At 68.9% G+C, this 17,695-nt stretch carries 11 protein-coding genes; 4 read left to right on the top strand and 7 right to left on the bottom strand.

What is annotated here, in order from left to right:
- Positions 1–4: 4 nt before the first annotated feature.
- The 6 genes from ACWESM_RS30285 to ACWESM_RS30260 form a co-directional block, all read right to left on the bottom strand.
- The gene (locus tag ACWESM_RS30285) at positions 5–754 is read right to left on the bottom strand and encodes an ATP/GTP-binding protein (RefSeq protein ID WP_355081177.1); all 750 of its coding nucleotides are present in this window, start codon (positions 752–754) and stop codon (positions 5–7) included.
- Between the two features lie 62 nt (positions 755–816).
- Entirely contained in the window at positions 817–1,779 is a 963-nt protein-coding gene (locus tag ACWESM_RS30280; protein ID WP_355081178.1) for an AvrD family protein, read from the bottom strand.
- 11 nt (positions 1,780–1,790) lie between these two features.
- Positions 1,791–8,072, bottom strand: a complete 6,282-nt coding sequence (locus ACWESM_RS30275; RefSeq protein ID WP_452494681.1) for an SDR family NAD(P)-dependent oxidoreductase — start codon at positions 8,070–8,072, stop codon at positions 1,791–1,793.
- A 128-nt stretch (positions 8,073–8,200) separates the two neighbouring features.
- Positions 8,201–9,346, bottom strand: coding sequence for an LLM class flavin-dependent oxidoreductase (locus tag ACWESM_RS30270; RefSeq protein ID WP_355081182.1), 1,146 nt, complete (start codon positions 9,344–9,346; stop codon positions 8,201–8,203).
- Between the two features lie 15 nt (positions 9,347–9,361).
- Positions 9,362–11,578 (bottom strand): MMPL family transporter, encoded by a 2,217-nt coding sequence (locus ACWESM_RS30265; RefSeq protein ID WP_452494678.1) that lies wholly within the window; start codon positions 11,576–11,578, stop codon positions 9,362–9,364.
- Between the two features lie 55 nt (positions 11,579–11,633).
- Positions 11,634–12,560 carry a ParB/RepB/Spo0J family partition protein gene (locus ACWESM_RS30260; RefSeq protein ID WP_355081186.1) on the bottom strand — a complete coding sequence of 309 codons (927 nt, stop codon included), beginning with the start codon at positions 12,558–12,560 and terminating at the stop codon, positions 11,634–11,636.
- A gap of 158 nt (positions 12,561–12,718) precedes the next feature.
- Between ACWESM_RS30260 and ACWESM_RS30255 the strand changes: the two genes are divergently transcribed.
- The 3 genes from ACWESM_RS30255 to ACWESM_RS30245 all read left to right on the top strand — a co-directional run bounded on the left by ACWESM_RS30255 (position 12,719) and on the right by ACWESM_RS30245 (position 15,644).
- Positions 12,719–13,312, top strand: a complete 594-nt coding sequence (locus ACWESM_RS30255) for a TetR/AcrR family transcriptional regulator (protein WP_356968376.1) — start codon at positions 12,719–12,721, stop codon at positions 13,310–13,312.
- Between the two features lie 253 nt (positions 13,313–13,565).
- Entirely contained in the window at positions 13,566–14,732 is a 1,167-nt protein-coding gene (locus ACWESM_RS30250; protein ID WP_397276578.1) for a DUF3558 family protein, read from the top strand.
- A gap of 165 nt (positions 14,733–14,897) precedes the next feature.
- On the top strand, positions 14,898–15,644 hold the full coding sequence (locus ACWESM_RS30245) for a rhomboid-like protein (RefSeq protein ID WP_355081192.1): 747 nt from the start codon (positions 14,898–14,900) through the stop codon (positions 15,642–15,644).
- Positions 15,645–15,716: 72 nt separating this feature from the next.
- Here ACWESM_RS30245 and ACWESM_RS30240 read toward each other — a convergent pair whose 3' ends face one another.
- Positions 15,717–15,896, bottom strand: coding sequence for a hypothetical protein (locus ACWESM_RS30240; RefSeq protein WP_355081194.1), 180 nt, complete (start codon positions 15,894–15,896; stop codon positions 15,717–15,719).
- Positions 15,897–16,106: 210 nt separating this feature from the next.
- On the opposite strand from ACWESM_RS30240, the gene ACWESM_RS30235 reads away from it, so the two are divergent.
- Positions 16,107–17,243: a hypothetical protein gene (locus ACWESM_RS30235; protein ID WP_364435558.1), complete on the top strand. Its 1,137-nt coding sequence runs from the start codon at positions 16,107–16,109 to the stop codon at positions 17,241–17,243.
- Positions 17,244–17,695: the final 452 nt, after the last annotated feature.

The raw sequence follows: 17,695 nt of genomic DNA, 5'->3' as shown, positions 1-17,695 counted from the left end.
GCTCCTAAACGCGGGTGGCGAACTTGATCTTGCGGCCGAGAGTGTTCGGTTGTGCCTGGGAGATGATCGTTTCCTGAACCCGCTCGCGGCTGCTGCGCACGATCTCCATCGCCTCCTTCACCGCGACGTCGATGTCCATCACGGTGGGGATGTCGAGCATCGAGACGATGGATTCCAGGCGCTGTTCGGGAGTGCCGCGCACTGTCACCACCGGCTGCCCGAGCTCGCTGATCGCGTGCAGCAGTTGCCGATCGGAGATGGCGCGGTAGCGCTCGTCGACCGGACGGTGGCCGTCGGGATCCATCGGCACCTCCACCGGAAGGTGGAAGAAGATGTCGTAATTCTGCCGGGCCCGCTGCCGGGCCATATCGCCGTAGGCGTTGAGGTAGCGGCGGTAGAACGGCCGGCCGGGCAGGGTGAGGGTGTTCTTGACGGCCTTGTGCCACCGGGTCGACCCGGGGTTCGGGCCGGTGATCAGCCGCGTGGTGCCGTAGACCCACTCGTTGAGCACCGAACCGTCGGCGATGAATCCGCCCTGGGCATCGAGGATCGCCTCGGCCTGGATGCGCAACTCCAGCCTGCGGAAGCCGAGCGCCATCAGTTCGGTGGTGCTCAGGTCCTGGAACCGCATGCCCGGATAGAGCTCGGTGACCACTTCGCGCGCGGACGAGGCGTCCACCCGGGGAATCCCGGTCAGCAGGGACAGCGCCGTGGAGGTCGTGGTCTTTCCGGTCGAGTAGGTCCCGGATATCACGATGCGTCGATAATTGTTTCCCGACATGGGGGTGCCTTTCTGAACGTTCGGAATTGCGCGGGTTAGGCGGGCAGTCGGTGCGCGAGGTCGTATCGGATCTCGCACCCGGCGAAGTCCGACGCCCAGCTGGAGATGCGCCAGTCGCCGCCGCCGAAGGCGAGGACCATCGATCGCGCCATGTGCGTGGTCGCGGTGCCCGAGGTGAACGGTGCCGGGGGAGCGGACGCGCGGGCGGTCATCCGGCGCATCCACAGCGTCTCGCTGTCCTTGCGGGCGATGTTGTCCAGTTCGTAGAGCACGACCTGGGACAGCTGCGCCAGGATCACCGTCGCGTCGACCAGCGTGACCGAGGGCTGGTAGGCGTCGGCCACACCGTGCCACGGCCCGGCCGGATCCGGTTCCGCGAGCGCGAAATCGGCCTGCGCCCGGCTGCCGCCGTCGGAGACGACGACATTGCGCAGGTACTGTCCGCGGGCGTACACCCCGCCGTGGAAGTACCCCCGGCCCGTCTCGTGCACGGTGTGCCGTGCGGCCTGGGCCGGACGCGGTGGCGCGGGCAACGCCACGGTGGCCTCCAGGCTCATACCGCCGCCCAGCGCCCCGGTGATGCTGATCGTGTCGCCCTCCACCGCGACCACCGTCGCGCTGATCGGGAACTCCTCCAGCGACTCCGTCGCGATGGTCCCACTGCTGAACTGGACGAAAGGAACCCAGCACGAACGGATCTCGCTGTCGGTGAGCCCGTAGCACTCGCGCAGGATCACCTCGAGCAGCCGGTAGCCGAAGATCGAGCAATCGATGCTGCTCACGTGCGGGACCAGCACGCGGGTGCTCTTGCGCGACCAGTCCAGCGGATAGTGCACTCCCGCGGTCGCCGTCAGCCGGGGACGGTCCTGCGCGTCGCGGTCGAGGGTGATGTCGAAGATGCGGTGGGTGATCCGCTTGTAGCCCTCGCCGAAGAAGCGCCCGTCGCGGTGCCCCAGCACGGTGTCGATATCGGCGTAAGCGATGAGTTCGGTGGACATGTCGGTGCCTTTCATGCCGCGGCCTGCGCCTGGGCGGGCTCGGCGAACTGGCTGACCACCTTGGCGCCGATGCCGCGCAGCGACAGGCCCCGGCTGAGTTCGAGCGCGGAGATCTTGACGTCGAGTTCCTTCTCGGTGCGGGCCCCGAATTCCATCGCCATGAGCGAGTCCATGCCGAGGTCGGTGACCGGCTCGTCGATGTTGATGGCATCGGTCTTCACGCCGAGCACCACCGCGAGCTGATCGGCGAGGCGCTGGGCGACGAAGTCGGCGCGCTGTTCGGCGGGCAGCGTGAGGATTTCGGTACGCAGCGCGCCGCCGGCCTCGCCGCCGACGCCGATGTCGGTGAGCAGCTGCCGGAAGCGACGGGTGTCGGTGGACGGCCGGGCCACCCGCGACCACACCGTCCAGTCGATGTCCGCCACCGCGACCTGGGTGGTGTCCAGCGCCAGGCATTCGCGCAGCAGAGCGGTCGCCCGGTCCATGTCGATGGGCAGGAAACCGATCGACTTCACGTAGTCCACCAGCGCCTCGGTCTTGTCGGCCATACCGCCGCCGCTCATGAAGCCCCAGTTCACCGCCAGTGCCGCGGCGCCACGGGCACGGCGGTCGGCGGCGAGCGCGTCCAGGGCGGCGTTGGCGGCGGCATAGCCGATCTGCGGGGTGATGCAGCCCAGCGCGCTGATCGAGGAGTACAGCACGAACATGTCCAGCTCGATGCCCGCCTCCTCGACCGCCCGGTCCAGATGCTGCGCTCCGCGCACCTTGGCGAACAGCTCGTCGAGCGATTCCCGGGTGATCTGCGGGATCGGCAGGTTGTTCACCACTCCAGCCGCGTGGAAGATCCCGCGCAGCGGCGCGACCGACCGGATGCGATCCACCAACGCGGCCGTCGCGGCGTAGTCGGCGACGTCCACCCGCTCCTCGAGCACCGTCACGCCCGCCGCGGTGAACGCCGCAACCTGCTGCCGGGCCTGCGGGGTGGACGCGCCGCTGCGGCCGACCAGCACTAGCCTCCGTGCGCCCTCGGCGACCAGCCACCGGGCGGTGGCCAGGCCGAAGCCGCCGAAGCCGCCGGTCACCAGATAGCAGCCGTCCGGGTCGATCCGGGGGTGGGCGAGTCTCGGGCGCACCATCGGCTGCTCCTCGCGCAGGTCCAGCACAACCCGGCCGATCTGATCGGATCGTGCGACGGACTCGAACGCCGAGGCCAGCTCCGACACCGGATAGGCCGTGTGCGGCAGGTATCGGTAGGCGCCCGCGCGCAATGCCGCGTGGCTGGCGCGCATCGGCGTGCGCAGCAGTTCGGGATCGTGGGCCAGCGCGCGGTCCATGTCGACGGAGAAGAACGTGAGGTTGCGGTCGAACGGCCCCAGATCGATGACGCCGCCGGTGTAGATGTCGGCCTTGCCGATGTCGACGACGCGGCCGAATTCCGCGGCCACCCGGAAGTTCTGGCGCAGGATCTCGCCGGGCGCCGAACTGTAGACCACGTCGACGCCACGGCCGCCGGTGAGATCGGCGATCTGGTCGACGAAGTCGGCCGACCGCGACTCGAACACGTGCTGCGCGCCGAGCGCGCGCACCTGCGCGCGCCGCTCGGGCGTGCCCGCCGTCGCGATCACGGTGGCGCCGATGTCCAGCGCGACCTGCACCGCGGCCATGCCCATGCCGCCCGCCGCGCCGTGCACGAGCACGGTCTCCTCCGGCCGCAGGCGCGCCAGCGTCCGCAATCCGAATTCGGCGGTGAGATAAGGCAACCCGGATCCGCAGGTCAACGGATCGTAGTCCTCGCCGGGTAGCAGCCGGTGCGGCATGGTCGCGCCCGCGTCGGCGGGCATGGTGACGTACTTGCGGAGGATGTCGCGGGCGCACACCATCATCCGGTCGCCGACCGCGACATCGGTGACGCCGGGGCCGACACGCTCGACCACACCGGAGCCCTCCATACCGACCGTCGTGCCGAAATACGTGCCCGCGAGCTCCTTTTCGGTGAGCACGCCGATGACCTTCATCGCGTCCTTGTAATTCAGCCCGGCCGCTTCCATCCGAATCTCGATCTCGCCGGGTCCCGGCGCGACCCGCTCGGTTTCGCGCAACGCCAGATCCGACATCAGCCGCGACTTGGGAATCTCCACCACGAACGAGGCTTCCGGATCCGACAGCGGGGTGGCCCGGTTGCGCTCGTCGAGATACGTGCCGAAATTCCGGTCCAGCCGCACCGCCCAGTGATCGGTTCCCCGCACACCGATCTCGTCGAGCACGTCGTCGGCGAAGACGAGATCCGCCAGCGGCGTTCCCGAGCGCGAGGACGCGTCGACCAGCCGCCAGCCCGCCGCGGGTTGTTCGTTGAGCAGCGCGCGCCGCGCCCCCACCAGTGCGCCGTGCGCCACCTTGGCGGCGCTGTCGGCGGGCGTGCACAGCGCGTCCTCGGTGACGACGACGCTGCGGACCCGGACCTGCGGCGCGTCGGCGAGCAGATACTCGACCGCATTGGCCACCCGCGCGAGCCAGTAGACGTTGCGCGACCCGTCGAACGCGTCGCCGAATACGCTGATCACCCGGATCCGTTCGGCGATCGGTACGCCCTCGGATGAGCGCAGCGCCAGCCGCAGGCGCTCGTCGTTGTCGTCGGCTTCGGGGTCGGCGAGCACGACGGTGACGGCGGTCCGCTCGCCCAGCAGCGACGCCGCACGGTCGGCGGCGTCCGCGCCGACGCAGACGGCGACCACGGCCTCCTCCTCGGCGGGCCGCGCACCGGACGGTGTCTCGACGATCTCCCAGAGCGGCTGGTAGAAAACGCGATCCAGCTGATGGGTGACATCGATCGCCGCGCTGACCGGACGGAACTCGACGCCGAGCAGCCGCATGGCCACCTCGCCCTGTTCGCCGACGATCGCGATGTCGGCGCGCAGCGGGTCGACTCCGCGCCGGGTCACCACGACACGAGGCCGCTCCGGCAGCGGGCCCAGCCTGCGCACCCCGGCGATGGCGGCAGGCACGATCGCCACGTCGGTGTCCGAGTCCGCTGCCAGCGCGGCGACGCACTGCAACGCGGCGTCGACGAGGGCCGGGTGGGCCAGGTGCCGGATCGGCGTCTCCTCCTCGATCGGCGCGAGCGAGGCGACCACCGCGTCCGCGCCGACGACGGCCGAAACGATGCGCTGGAAGGCGGGACCGTAGTCCAGCCCACGCGCCGCCAGACCGCGATACAGATCCGGGCCCGCGACGGTGACGGCGTGCTCAGGGGCGTCGACATCCACGACCGCGGCGGTGAAATCGGCTTCGATGAGCCTGCCGTGGGCGTTGAGCGTCCAGGTGGCGGCGGTGGCCGAGCGTGAGCGGATCTGGAAGCGCTTGGTCGACTCCTCCACGCTCACCCGCAGTACCGGGATGTCGTGCTCGTCGATCACCAGCGGCGCGACGAATTCCACCGACTCGAGCCCGAGGCTCGTGCGTCCGGTGCGCTCGACGGCGGCGCTGAGCGCGGCATCGAGATAGGCCGCGCCGGGCAGCACGACATGTCCCGCCACGACGTGGTCGCGTAGCCAAGGCAGCCGCGACACCGAGAGTTGCACCTCCCATTCCGGGCTCCCCGCCGTCGTGGGATCGCCCAGCAGCGCGTAGCCGTCCGGCCTGCCCAGGCGATCGAGCAGGGTCACCGCCTCGTCGTGCCAGACCCGCTTGCGCTGCCACGGGTAGGCGGGCAGGTCGAGGTGCTCGACGATCGAGTCCGGACGGCCCGGCACGGCCGAACCGTCCAGCGAGCCCGCGACATACAGGTCCGCGACGGCGCGCAGCACGTTGTTGCGATCGCGCAGATCGCGCGAGAGCGTGGTCACCGCGGCGCCGATCACGCCACGATGGATCAGCATCTCGCGGATGTTGCCGCTGAGCACCGGATGCGGGCCCACCTCGAGGAAGACCCGGTGACCCGCGTCGACCAGCGCTCCGATGGCGTCGGCGAACCGGACCGGCTCGCGGACGTTGCGGCACCAGTAGTCCGCGTCCCAGTCCGTGCCCGCGATCTCGGCGGCGGTCACGGTGGAGTACGTGGTGAGTTTCGCGTCTCGCGGCGCCAGTTGGGCCAGCGCGTTCCGCAGATCGTCGAGAATCGGGTCCATCAGATGGCTGTGGTACGGCACCTCGACACGCAGGCTGCGCGCGAATGTGCCTGTGGCAGAAAGCGTGTCGCGCAGCAGTTCGAGGTCCTGGCTGTCGCCGGCGAGGGTGACCGCGCCGGGGCTGTTCACCGCGGCGATCGAGATGCTGTCGGTGCGGGCGAGCAACTCGCGCGCTTCGCTCTCGGACATGCCCAACGCGAGCATGCCGCCGGTGCCCGCGGTGGTCGCCTGCAGTCGCGCGCGGTGATAGCTGACGGTGAGCGCGTCGCGAAGCGAGAGCGCGCCGGACACGTACGCGGCGGTGACCTCGCCGACGCTGTGCCCGACGACCACCGCCGGATACACGCCGTACTCGGCCAGTTCGGCGGTCAGCGCGGCCTGCAGCACGAAGTTGGCGGGCTGGGCGTACGCGGTCTGCATGATCCGCGAGCCGTCCTCGTCGGCGAGCATCTCGTCCAGGATCGACCAGCCCGCGATCGAGACGAACTCACGGTCGATCTCCCTGGCGACCTTGGCGAACGTGCTGTCGGTGGTGAGCAGCTCGCGGCCCATGCCCCACCACTGCGGGCCCATTCCGCTGAAGACGAAGACGGGTTCGACCTCTCCGTCGCCGATGATCCGGGACGGGGCGCGACCCTCTCCGGCGGCGAAGGCGCGCAACTGGGTGCGCAGATCGTCGGCGTCGTCGTAGGCGAAGCCGACCCGCAGCGGGTGGTGGGCGCGGCGGGTCCAGGCGGCCGCGGTCACCGACTCGGCGGGATGCCGGTCGAGCGCGTCGGCGAGTTCACCGGCGAGCGTGCGCACGGCGGTGTCGTGGCGGCCGGAGATCGGCAGCACCCGCGGTACCGGGCGCTCGTCCTCGGTTCGTGCGGCCGCCGGCGGCGCTTCGACGAGTACGGCGTGGGCGTTGGTGCCGCCGTAGCCGAAGCCGTTGACCGCGACCACACCCTTCCCAGGCGCCGCGGACAGCGGTTCGGCGCTCAGCGGCACCCGTAGTCGTAGCTCGTCGAACTCGATCGCCGGATTCGGCGTGATCAGCTCGAATTGGGGCGCGACCGTGCGGTGGTGCAGGGTGAGCGCGGCCTTGATCAGACTCGCGACCCCGGCCGCGGCCTCGGTGTGCCCGAAATTGTTCTTCACCGAGCCGACCGGCACCGGTTCGCCGCGGCCGTCCACCGCGCCGTACACCGCGCCCAGCGCGGACAGCTCGATCGGATCGCCGACCGCGGTGCCGGTGCCGTGCGCCTCGAGGTAGCTCACTTCGTGCGCCGCGACACCCGCGTCGTCGCGCACCTGGCGAGCGAGTTGTTCCTGCGCAACGGGATTCGGCACCGGTATGGCCATGGTGCGGCCGTCCTGGTTGACCCCCGTCGCGCGGATGACGGCGTAGACGCGGTCGTTGTCGCGCTGTGCGACGTCCAGCGGCTTGAGCAGCACCGCGCCCGCGCCCTCGGCCCGGCCGTAGCCGTCGGCGGCGGCGTCGAAGGTCTTGCAGCGACCGTCGACCGCCAGGAACCGGCCTTTGCACATCGAGATGAACGTCTCCGGCTGCAGCATCGCGTTCGCCCCGCCGACCAGCGCGATCTCGCACTCGCCGTTGGCGATCGCCTGCACCGCCAGATGCGTGGCCACCAGCGAGGACGAGCAGGCGGTGTCGACCGTCAGGCTCGGGCCGTGCAGGTCGAGCAGATAGGAGATGCGGTTGGACAACAACGTGTGCGAGGCGCTCATCGCGGTGTGGCTGGTGATCGCCGAGCGGACCAGCGGACCGCTGCGCCCGAGCACGTTGTCGAGGATGAAGCCGCCGACGTAGACGCCGACCCGGTGGCCGGAGACCCGACCGGCCATACCCGCGTCGTCGAGCGCCTCCCAGGTCACCTCGAGCAGCAGCCGCTGCTGGGGGTCGAGGATCGCGGCCTCCTTCTGGGCGATGCCGAAGAAGTCGGCGTCGAAATCCCACAGCGGCTGGGTGAGAAATCCGCCGCGCCGCGTGTACATACGACCCGGCGCGTCCGGATCCGGGTCGTAGTACTTTTCGATACTCCAACGGTCCGGTGGGATATCGACGATCCCGTCGCCTTTGTTCAACAGAAAATTCCAGTAGCTTTCCGCATCGAATACACCGCCTGGAAACCGGCAGCCGATACCCACTATTGCAATGTCGACCATTATTTCTCCTGGCCTTGAATGCGGGACCATGCTGAGCCCCCCGACCGCAGCAGCACAAATATTGTGACGAGCTCCTTCGCTCGAATGCATGCTATTGCTCGGGCGGCTCGGCCGTCAATTGTCTTGTGTTACAGACGTTTCAATTTACGTAACGTCGCCACCAGGGGCGCGTTCGAAAACATCCCTCGTGTGATGCTCGGATGAATTGCGCTGAGATTCATGAGCACGGCATAGCGCAGACCGTGGTCGCGCCAGTGCGCGAGTTGCTCGACGATCTCGTCCGGCGTTCCGGCCAGACAGAATTCCCGTACCAGTGCGGCCGGGACCTTCTCGATGTAGTCCAGGACGGTGCGCTCGTCCAACGTCTGCGGCAGGTAGTCCTGCAGGCCGGTGAAGTCCTCGCCCAGCGGGTGGGTCGCGCCGTGCCTGGTCCACATCTCCCCGGGGGCGCACAGGGTCAGCGCCCGCGCGCCCACGCTCTCGACGAGCGCGTCCACCTGCCCGGGACGGGCGGCGGTGAGCACGCTGAACACGGCGGCCGGCGCGACCGACGACGGGTCGCGGCCCGCGTCGGAGGCCGCGGTGCGAACCAGGTCGAGGCGATGCCGGTATTCGTGTGGGCGCTGCGCGAAGCCGGGGAACCACACGTCGGCGTAGCGCCCGGCGGCCCGCAGCATGCGCGGGCCCCCGGCGGCGACCCAGATCTCCGGACGGGTGCCCCGGTACGGCGGCACGTCGAAGACCGCGTCGCGCAAGGGGAAATACGGGGAATCCCTGGTGACCAGGCTGCCGTGGGAATCCCACAGGGCCCGGATGGTCGCCAGCGCCTCCTCGAACCGTCCGACCGGAGCCGACCAGTCCACGCCGTAGGGCTCGTTGTTGTCCCGTATGCCGGTGCCGATGCCGAGAATGGCGCGGCCCCCGCTCAATTGGTGCAGCGTGGCCGCGGCCTGCGCGGTCACGGCGGGATTGCGGCGGCCCGCGTCGGTGACGCCGACGCCGAGCCGTAGGCGGGCGAAGCGGTTCTGCGCGGCGAGATAGCCCAGCGCCGTCCACGGTTCGTAGATGCCGTCGGCGTGCGGTGCGAGCCGGGTGATGCCGACGTGCCGCGGTTTCCAGATCGAGGCGGGCAGGATCGAGGGCAAATGGTCGGTCACCCAGAGCGAGTCCGCCCCGCCCGCCATCGCCACCGAGCGGCTGCCGCGAAATTGCAGATCGGGCGCGAACCGGGTGTAGACGCCGGAATCCATCACGCCTGTGCGGAATTTCGCCATGTTGTTCCTATCGCACTACTTGGGTACTGGCTCGAGAGCTGCGCTGGTCTCGGTGATTTCGATACGTTCGTGCCACCGGGCGAGCCGACGCGGGGCCCACCAGTTGGCCGCGCCGAGCAGGCGCATCAGGGCGGGCGCGAGCACGCCGCGGATCAATGTCGCGTCGCTGAGCACGGCCAGGGTCAGGCCGAGGCCGAACAGCTGGATGAACGACACGTGCGAGGTCACCATGCCCGCGAAGGCGATCGCCATCAGGCAGGCGGCCGCCGTGAAGATCCGCGCGGTGCGCGCGACGCCGGTCGCCACCGCGCGGGTGTTGTCGCCGGAGGACAGCCACTCCTCGCGAATCCGGGACAACAGGAACACCTCATAGTCCATCGAGACGCCGAAGGCGATGCAGAACATGAGGATCGGCATGGTCGGCACGAGGTAGCCCGTCGGGGTGAAGCCGAGCGGGCCCGCCAGGTGCCCTTCCTGGAAGATCCAGACCATGGCGCCGAAGGTCGCCGCCAGCGAAAGCGTGTTGAGCAGCAGCGCTTTGATCGGCAGCAGCACGCTGCCGGTGAAGAAGAACAGCACCACCAGCGTCGACAGCGCGATCACGAGGACGGCCACCGGCACTTTCGCCGCGAGCGCGTCGAGCGAGTCGACACTTTCGGCCGCCGCGCCACCGAGCAGCGCCCGGCCCGGTGCGGGGACCGCGCGCACCTGGTCGAGCTGATCGATCGCGGCAGGGGAGTACGGGTCGAGCCGGGTGCCCACCCGCAGGTACGTGCCCGCGTCGTCGCGCATGCCGGGCGGCGCGGAGGCCACTTTCAGCCCGCCTGCGTAGACGCCGGCCGCGGAGAGCACGGACGTCACGTGCTCCACTCGTGACAAACGCTCCGCGTAGTCCGCGATGTCGGCGTCGCCGCCCCGGTACCCGGGCATGGCCACGACCACACCGGCCATGGCGTTCTCCCGGAAACCGGTGCGCAAGGCGTCGCCGACCACGTGGCTGGACGCCCCCGCGATGACCCGGTCGTCGGCGGCGCCGAACCGGATGGACAGAAACGGCGAACCCAGCACCAGCAACAAGGCGATCACCGAGAGCGCGGCCACCACCGGGCGGCGCATGACCCACTGCACCAGGCGATACCACCTGCCTGCGGTGACCTCCACGGGCTCGGGTTGCGGCCGCCGGAGTCGGCGGCGCAGGAGCACCCGCAGGTCGAACGCGTCGACGCGGGGGCCGAGCAGCGCGAGCGCGGCGGGCACCAGCAGCAGCGTGGTGAATACGGCCGCGCCGAGCACCGCCAGCCCCGCATAGGCCAGCGACCGCAGGAAATACAGCGGGAAGACCAGCAGCGTCGACAGCGACAGCGCGATCACCACGCCGGAGAACAGCACGGTGCGGCCCGCGGTGCGCGCCGTGCGCGAGACCGCGGAGCCGGTGTCGTGCCCTGCGGCGAGTTCCTCACGAAACCTGCTGACCATGAACAGGCTCGAATCGATCGCGACCGCGAAACCCAGCGCGCTCATCATGTTCAGCGCGAAGATCGACACGTCGCCGACCTCGGTGAGCAGCCGCAGGATCGGCAGCGTCGCGAAGACGTTGAACACCCCGACCGACAGCGGGATCAGCGCGGCGGTCAGGCTGCCGAAGACCAGGATCAGGGCCAGGCCGGTCAGCGGTATCGCGATCGCCTCGGTGACCAGGAGATCGGTGACGATCTGATGACTCATCTCGTCGAACGCCACCGCCTGGCCGCCCGCCCGCACGGAGACGCCGTCGAAGTCGCCGCTCACGTGTTCGGCGATGGCGCCCGCCCGTTTCGGCGCGTCGGTGTCGTCGCCGGTGACATGAGCCAGGACAAGGCCGGCGCGGCCGTCGTTGCCGCGCAGCCCTTGCCGCAGATCCGGCGGGAGCTCCCAGTAGGACTGGACCGCGTCGACCTCGTCGCGGACGCGCAGATCCGCGGCCAGGCGCTCGCCGACCGTGCGGGCCGCGGGGCTGTCCAGCCCGTCGGGCGCTGTGACCAGCAGCACGAGATTCGGTGCCGCACCCGGGAATTCGCGATTGAGGAACGCCGCGACCTCGGTGGATTCGGTGTCGGACGGGATGTAACCGCCGGACTTCAGGTGGGCGGGCGCCGACCAGCCGAGCCCGACGCAGACGATCCCGATGAGCAGCGCGCCGTACAGGATGGATCGCGGGCGCCGGGTTGCCAGGCGTGCGAGACCAACAAGCATGATGAATGACCTTTTCTCGAACTCCGGCGGTGGCGAATGCCGATGCGGCCGGGCGCTATTCGGCGGCGCCGGGATCGATGTAGCTGGCCAGCGCTCGCCATTCCTTGGCATTGCGGCTGGCGAGTTCGGCGACGGCCGGGATGCAATGCGGTGGGACCGTGGCCACCAGCGTGGTCCACACTTCGCGCTGCATCGAATGGGTGTGCAGCCAGCGCAGCAGGTCACGGCCCTGCTGGCTGTGCCGCATGGCCGGGTCGCGGGTGAGCTGTTGCAGCAGCAGCGCGCTGCCCTCGGGCTGCTCCGCGGTGTTGTCGCGATCGCAGGACCCGGTCTCGCGCAGGCGTTTGCGGATCGCGTGTGCCGTGCTGATGGATACCTCGGCCGCGGCGGCCAGCGCGCGCAGCGGCATGTCCGGCGAGGCCGCCAGCAGCTCGGCGACCCGGCGCCTGCGCTGCGCGCGGTCCATCGGCCTGCGCCTGCCGTCGGCGCCGACGCGGATGTTCGACTGCGGAATTTCCGCACTCGAACGTTGGCGGATCGTGGCCACCGTGCGCGCGGACAGTCCCGCAGTGGACGCGATGGCTCGATCGGACAATTCCGGCATCGTCTCGATGATCCGTTCGGCCGCCGCTTTGCGGTCCGAAAGTGTCAGCGGCAGACCGTGTGTCGTATTGAGCTCGACTCCGCGCAGAAAGGCCTCGGCCGGTGTCCCGTCGAAGAACACGACGTCGATGTGCTCGCGTCCGAGCCATTGCGCGGCGCGCAACCGATGCATTCCGTCGATGACGCGCATGGTGCTGCGATGCACCAGAATCGGCGGTAATTCGGTATCGCTCTCGGCCAGTCGCGCGATATGCCTGCGATCCTCTCCGTTGGACCGCGGCGAATCCGCGGGCAACAGGTCATCGATCGATACGAGATAGCACGCGTTCGACGCCAGCGGCACCACATCGCCGCTCACCAATTTAAACTCAGCGGACATTTCGAACCCCCAGGGTCGCCCGGAATCAGATCGGTCCTCGATGACCCGATGGCCCATCCGGAACCCAGCTAGGCTTCGACCGACCGATCGGTCACAGCGTAGGTGCGGCCGGTGCACGACACTAGGCTTTTCAGAAAGAGTGGGGAGAATTCGGAAACATGACAGTCATTGCCGACCCCGGTCGCACGGCGCTGCTCATCGCGGGCACCGTGGTGGCGGAACGCGAAGGGCTGCACCGTCTCTCGATCAACGCGGTGGTCGAGGAAGCCGGGATGGCCAAGGGCACCTTCTATCACCACTTCGTCAACCGCCGCAGCTACGTCATCGCGCTGCACCGCCGCTTCTTCGACGCGCTGTCGCAGTCGGTGGCCGCGGCGCTGGCCGGGATTCCGCCGGGGATCGAACGGATCGGCCCCAGCCTGGACGCATTCCTGGATGCCTGTCTCGATGCCCGCGGCACCGAGGCGTTCATGGTGCAGGCGCGCACCGACCCGGATCTGCGCGAGGAGATCCGCCGTCGCCACGAGTTGTTCATCGCGGTGGGACGACCGGACATGGTGGCCGCCGGATGGCCGGACCCCGACGCGGCCTCCCGGATGAAGGTGGCCATGGTCGGCGAGATCTGCCTGGCCGAACTCACCGCCCGGCGACCCCGTCCGGACCTGCGCATCACGGCCGTCCGAATGCTCACCGCCAACCGCACCGGGCCGCTTGCCCCGGAGTCGCCCGAGGACGGCTGCTCGTCGACCTAGACGGTCGGGCAGTGCGCGGAAAGCTCTGCGGCTGAATATCTCCAGTGTCGCACATCGTGGTGGAGGCCTTCGTTGCCGACGGGACGCTCATGATCGCGGGATCGTCCGCAGCGCTGCGGACGGGACGGCGACAGTCGGCTCGTCGGTTGTTCGGAAACAGCTTGTAGGGTTGGATGGCCGTAACCCAGCACCGACAGAATGAAAAGCTCCGAGCTGGGCGAGATTACGACGGGACGTGATGACACTCCGTAGCTTGGCCGCAGCCACCGTGTTGACGATGGTCTGCGCGGTGAGCGCGGTGACCGGTTGCGGAAAGAATGTCACCGAGGATCGGGTGGCGCCGAGCAGCACCAGTAGCGCGCCGACCGGAACGACGACGACATCCACGCCCTCGATCACGGCGAGTTCGGTGGGCGAACACGACCGTATCGTCACCAGCCCTGGCGCCGAGCCATTGATGGCCGGAATCCGGGCCGCCGATCCGTGCTCGATGCTGGACACCGAGCCGTTGCCATCGATGAACCTGGGCACGAAATCGGTGTTACGCGAGGGACCAGGACTCACCGGGTGCCAACTCAGAGTGGGCGATCACGTCGGCGAACCCGGCTCGAAGGAAGCGCTCTACCTGTTCGAACTGTCACTCGGCGAGGTATACGACGACGATGACCGTGCGCGGGACAAAGCCGAAACGGTCAACGGTCATACGATCTACCGGTCCCGCCTGGCCGACGAGCGTACTGCCGCCGACACGTGCTACTACTATGTGCCCGCAGGGAACAGCGGCTACGCGCACCGGTTGCGGTTGCGCAAGATCCCGCCCGACGGCGCGCCGGCCAATACGCCATGGCCCGAGAAATGCGATGTGGAGAAGAGTTACGTCGGCAAGATCATCGATCGGCTGAACACCCTCGCGCCCCGCGGCAAGCCCGCCGATGGGAAGGCGCTGTACGGCAAGGATCCGTGTGCGGCCAGAGACGCCGTGCAGGCTCGGTACAACGATTGGACGCTGAACTCGGTCGGGTGGATCGCTCCGTATCACTGCCAGTTGACTTTCGCCGAGTCGGGCGCGAAATACAGCTTGCAGGTCGACCTGGAGTACCGCTTGGACGCGGAGCAGAAGGTATCGGCCGGACTGGACGGCGGCCCCTACCGGGCCGCGGGCCTGAGCGGGATAATTCTCCGTTCGACCGTGTACGGTCCCGTGCCGTCGCGGTGTGCCGTCAGCCTGACCTACCGGCCCAGTAGCGACGGCCGCCTGAACGGTCATCTCATCAGGCTCGCGATCGATTGGACCGCGCTCCCCGGCGCCCAATACGGCGATCCCGATCACCCGACGGACGGCAGCTATCCGCCGCTCCCGTTCGATGCCTGCGCCGACGTCGACGATTTCAGCACCGCCGCCGTGCGGGCGGCGGGCTGACTTCGCTCGGCGGGTTCCCGGGCGCGGACAGGTCATCGGCGGGATCTCCAGCCGGTCCGAGAGTAGTGTTTCACCTGGCAGAGCCAGGAGCGCGCGTCTCGAGTCGGCAATGCTGCCGGGCGGTCGCGTCCTCCGGGCGGAGGACTCCACAGGGAAGGCCGCGCCATGACTCGAGCAGCCGACGTCGGCGGCACGCGACCCAGCCGCACGGCGTCCATCTGGCAGTACGTCCGCACCGCCCCGTGGACCTTCGCCTGGCTGGCTGTGCTGCTGGGCACCACGATCATCCAGCACCTGGTGCCGCGCGGCGATCTGGAGCGACTGCTGGGTGAGCGTTCCACCAACCTGCGTCACCTCGAGTCCGATCCGGTGCACGTCCTCGTGACCAGTCTGCTGTGGATCGACGGCTACTTCTGGCTGCCCTACTTCGTGCTGTTCTGCGTCTTCCACGCGCCGGCCGAACGGTGGCTCGGCGCGTTGCGCTGGGCGATCGTCGGTCTGGGCGCGCACGTCGGAGCCACGTACCTCAGCGAGGGCATCCTGGCCCTGGCGATTCGCCACGGCTACGCCGATCCCGGGATGATCGATGTCCGCGATATCGGCGTCAGTTACTTCCTCGCCGCGATCATCGGAGTCCTGACCTACCATGTCGCCCGGCCGTGGCGGTGGCTGTACCTCGGCGGAATCCTGGTGTGGTTCGCCATCCCGCTGCTCATCCACCCCACCTTCACCGGCATCGGGCATTTTTCGGCGCTACTGATCGGGCTGGCCGCGTTCCCCCTCACGCGTGGGCGGACCGCGCCGGACTGGAATCCCTCCGATATCTGGCGACGCCGGATCCACGTCGACCGAGCGCCGAGCGGTCGGGCGCAGGCCACCGGGTCTCGAATTCCGCCGAACGGGCACGGGTAGCGCAGGGAAGGGGTGGGCGGCCGGATCGTTCTTCCGGCCTCCCGTAATCGGCGGTCGGCACGTCTTCGGAGCTTATTCCGGGGCCGCGTTCGATTCGAGAGCTTTGTCGTAGGCCTGTCCGGCGTCGCGGACCTTCGTCGCGAGGAATCGCATCCGTTCCGAGGTGAGGTAGCCGCCGCGAAGAGCCGTGCCGTCCAACTCGGCGGCAACCTGGTCCAGCGCCAACCGCGCGAACCGCGTTCGATCGACCATGGCCGAGTTCTACCAGGTAGTTCCGGCAGACGCTATTGCACCACGCGGTGCGTTTCCGAAAAGCCGCCGCAGTAGTCCAGCGCCGGCTTCCCAGCAGTGGCGAACTTCTGGCTATCGATCAGCCTATCCTGCTTGGCGGCCGCCGGATCGGGGCCCTGAGCGGTAGGTGAACACCTGATCCGTTCGGGTGGACTACGTGTTGGACAGGCGATGACCCGACTCGTGCACTTCGTGGGCAGCTTGCCCGCACCATTGACGACCGATGACGGTGACGTGCTGGAGTGGTTCGTCCAGCGCAGCCAGGGCCGCCGGCTCACCGGCGTACCGCGGGACCTGGATCCCACCTGGGTCGTGGAGTACCTGCGGGAGCGGGAGAAACACGACGACGTCTTCGAAGTGGTGCGCAGCGGGGACTTCGCCGATTACGCCGACATGCGCGTGTACGGCATTCGCCCTGGCGCCACCCTCGAACCCCGGCACGTGGCGATGGATCGCGCCGACCGTATCGGCGCGGCCGTCACCGCCTTTCGCGCGCTGCGGGATCGACATCCGGAACTCGCCGACACGAGATTGCAGATCAGTCAACCGAATCCGCTGGACTTGGCGTTGTTCGTGTTCGGAGGCGCCGCGGTGGCCGACGGTCTTCCGCTCGGGCGCGCGCTGCGCCACCTCCGGACGGTGACTCCCGCGCTGCGCAACCTGCCGGTTTTCGTGGAGGCCGTGCTGGCCGAAATGGCCCGAGTCACCGCCGAGCACGGCGACATGATCACCTGGCAGGTGGAGTCGCCGATCGCCCAGCTCGCACTGGTGAAGGCGGCGCGATTCGGTGCGCAGGCTCCGGTCGGGCGTCTGGTCGCGCGACAGTTGGCCGATTTCCTCGCGCGGGCACACGATCTCGGCGCGCGAACCGTCCTGCATCTGTGCTACGGCGACTACCAGCACAAAGAACTTCTCGCCCCGCGTAGTCTCGCGCCGGCCGTGCGGCTGTTGAACACCGTCGCACGAGACCTGCGCGCTCGCGCGGTGCCGCTGCCACCCGCGCACATCCCCTGTGCCTACGGTGCTCATCCTGCCCCGCTGGAGCCGGCGTTCTACCGGCCGCTGCGCCGGCTGGACCCGGACTGGCGCGTCATCGCCGGGGTCGTGTCGCCCGCGGAAGCGCAAGACGGTATCCGAAGCCTGGCCTTGTTCGAAGCGGCCGCCGGGCGATCCGCTTACGGCGTGGCGACGGCGTGCGGCCTCGGCCGCTGCACTGTCGAGGAGGCCGAGCGTGCCGCCGCGGCCACCGTGGCGACCGCGGCGGCGGCGCCGAGCGAGGTCGCGCGAACCGGAATGACGCGAGACTGACTTCGGTGCAGGCGACGCGCATCACGCCGCCGGGAGGCTCGCGAAGAAGTAGCTCGAGCGACGCCGCTGCGGCCGACAAGTGCGGTGCGCCAATGGATCACCTCATCGAGCCTGTGATGGCAACGGACGAAACGGGCACGGGCATGGGGCGGCTCGGGCCGGTACCCTGGTTTCAGGGGTTGTCGCCAGAAGCGCTAAGTTACTGCGAATTTCCGTGATCCAACCCGTGATGTCCTCGGCGTTGTGTACCTTATGTTATCGAAGGTTCGCTTCATCAGAGGGAGCGGGCCGGGGTCGTGGTTACGGCCCGGCAGAAGGACTCCGTTGTCCGTGCGGTGCATCCGTCCCGAGACGCGGACGACGTCGAGGATTGGGTGTGGCCGAATGCGTGTATCTGCTCCGATAACGGTCTCGGCTTTGGTTGTTGCTGGTGTGGTGGTGAGTGGTTCGGG

It is taken from the genome of Nocardia sp. NPDC003999 (assembly GCF_053604885.1).
This window is presented reverse-complemented; position numbering and strand designations above follow the sequence as displayed.

Bases quoted from the DNA above. Each gene is read 5' to 3' on its own strand.
- ACWESM_RS30280 (WP_355081178.1), bottom strand. From the start codon at position 1,779: ATGTCCACCGAACTCATCGCTTACGCCGATATCGACACCGTGCTGGGG.
- ACWESM_RS30275 (WP_452494681.1), bottom strand. From the start codon at position 8,072: ATGGTCGACATTGCAATAGTGGGTATCGGCTGCCGGTTTCCAGGCGGT.
- ACWESM_RS30270 (WP_355081182.1), bottom strand. From the start codon at position 9,346: ATGGCGAAATTCCGCACAGGCGTGATGGATTCCGGCGTCTACACCCGG.
- ACWESM_RS30265 (WP_452494678.1), bottom strand. From the start codon at position 11,578: ATGCTTGTTGGTCTCGCACGCCTGGCAACCCGGCGCCCGCGATCCATC.
- ACWESM_RS30260 (WP_355081186.1), bottom strand. From the start codon at position 12,560: ATGTCCGCTGAGTTTAAATTGGTGAGCGGCGATGTGGTGCCGCTGGCG.
- ACWESM_RS30255 (WP_356968376.1), top strand. From the start codon at position 12,719: ATGACAGTCATTGCCGACCCCGGTCGCACGGCGCTGCTCATCGCGGGC.
- ACWESM_RS30245 (WP_355081192.1), top strand. From the start codon at position 14,898: ATGACTCGAGCAGCCGACGTCGGCGGCACGCGACCCAGCCGCACGGCG.
- ACWESM_RS30240 (WP_355081194.1), bottom strand. From the start codon at position 15,896: ATGGTCGATCGAACGCGGTTCGCGCGGTTGGCGCTGGACCAGGTTGCC.
- ACWESM_RS30235 (WP_364435558.1), top strand. From the start codon at position 16,107: ATGACCCGACTCGTGCACTTCGTGGGCAGCTTGCCCGCACCATTGACG.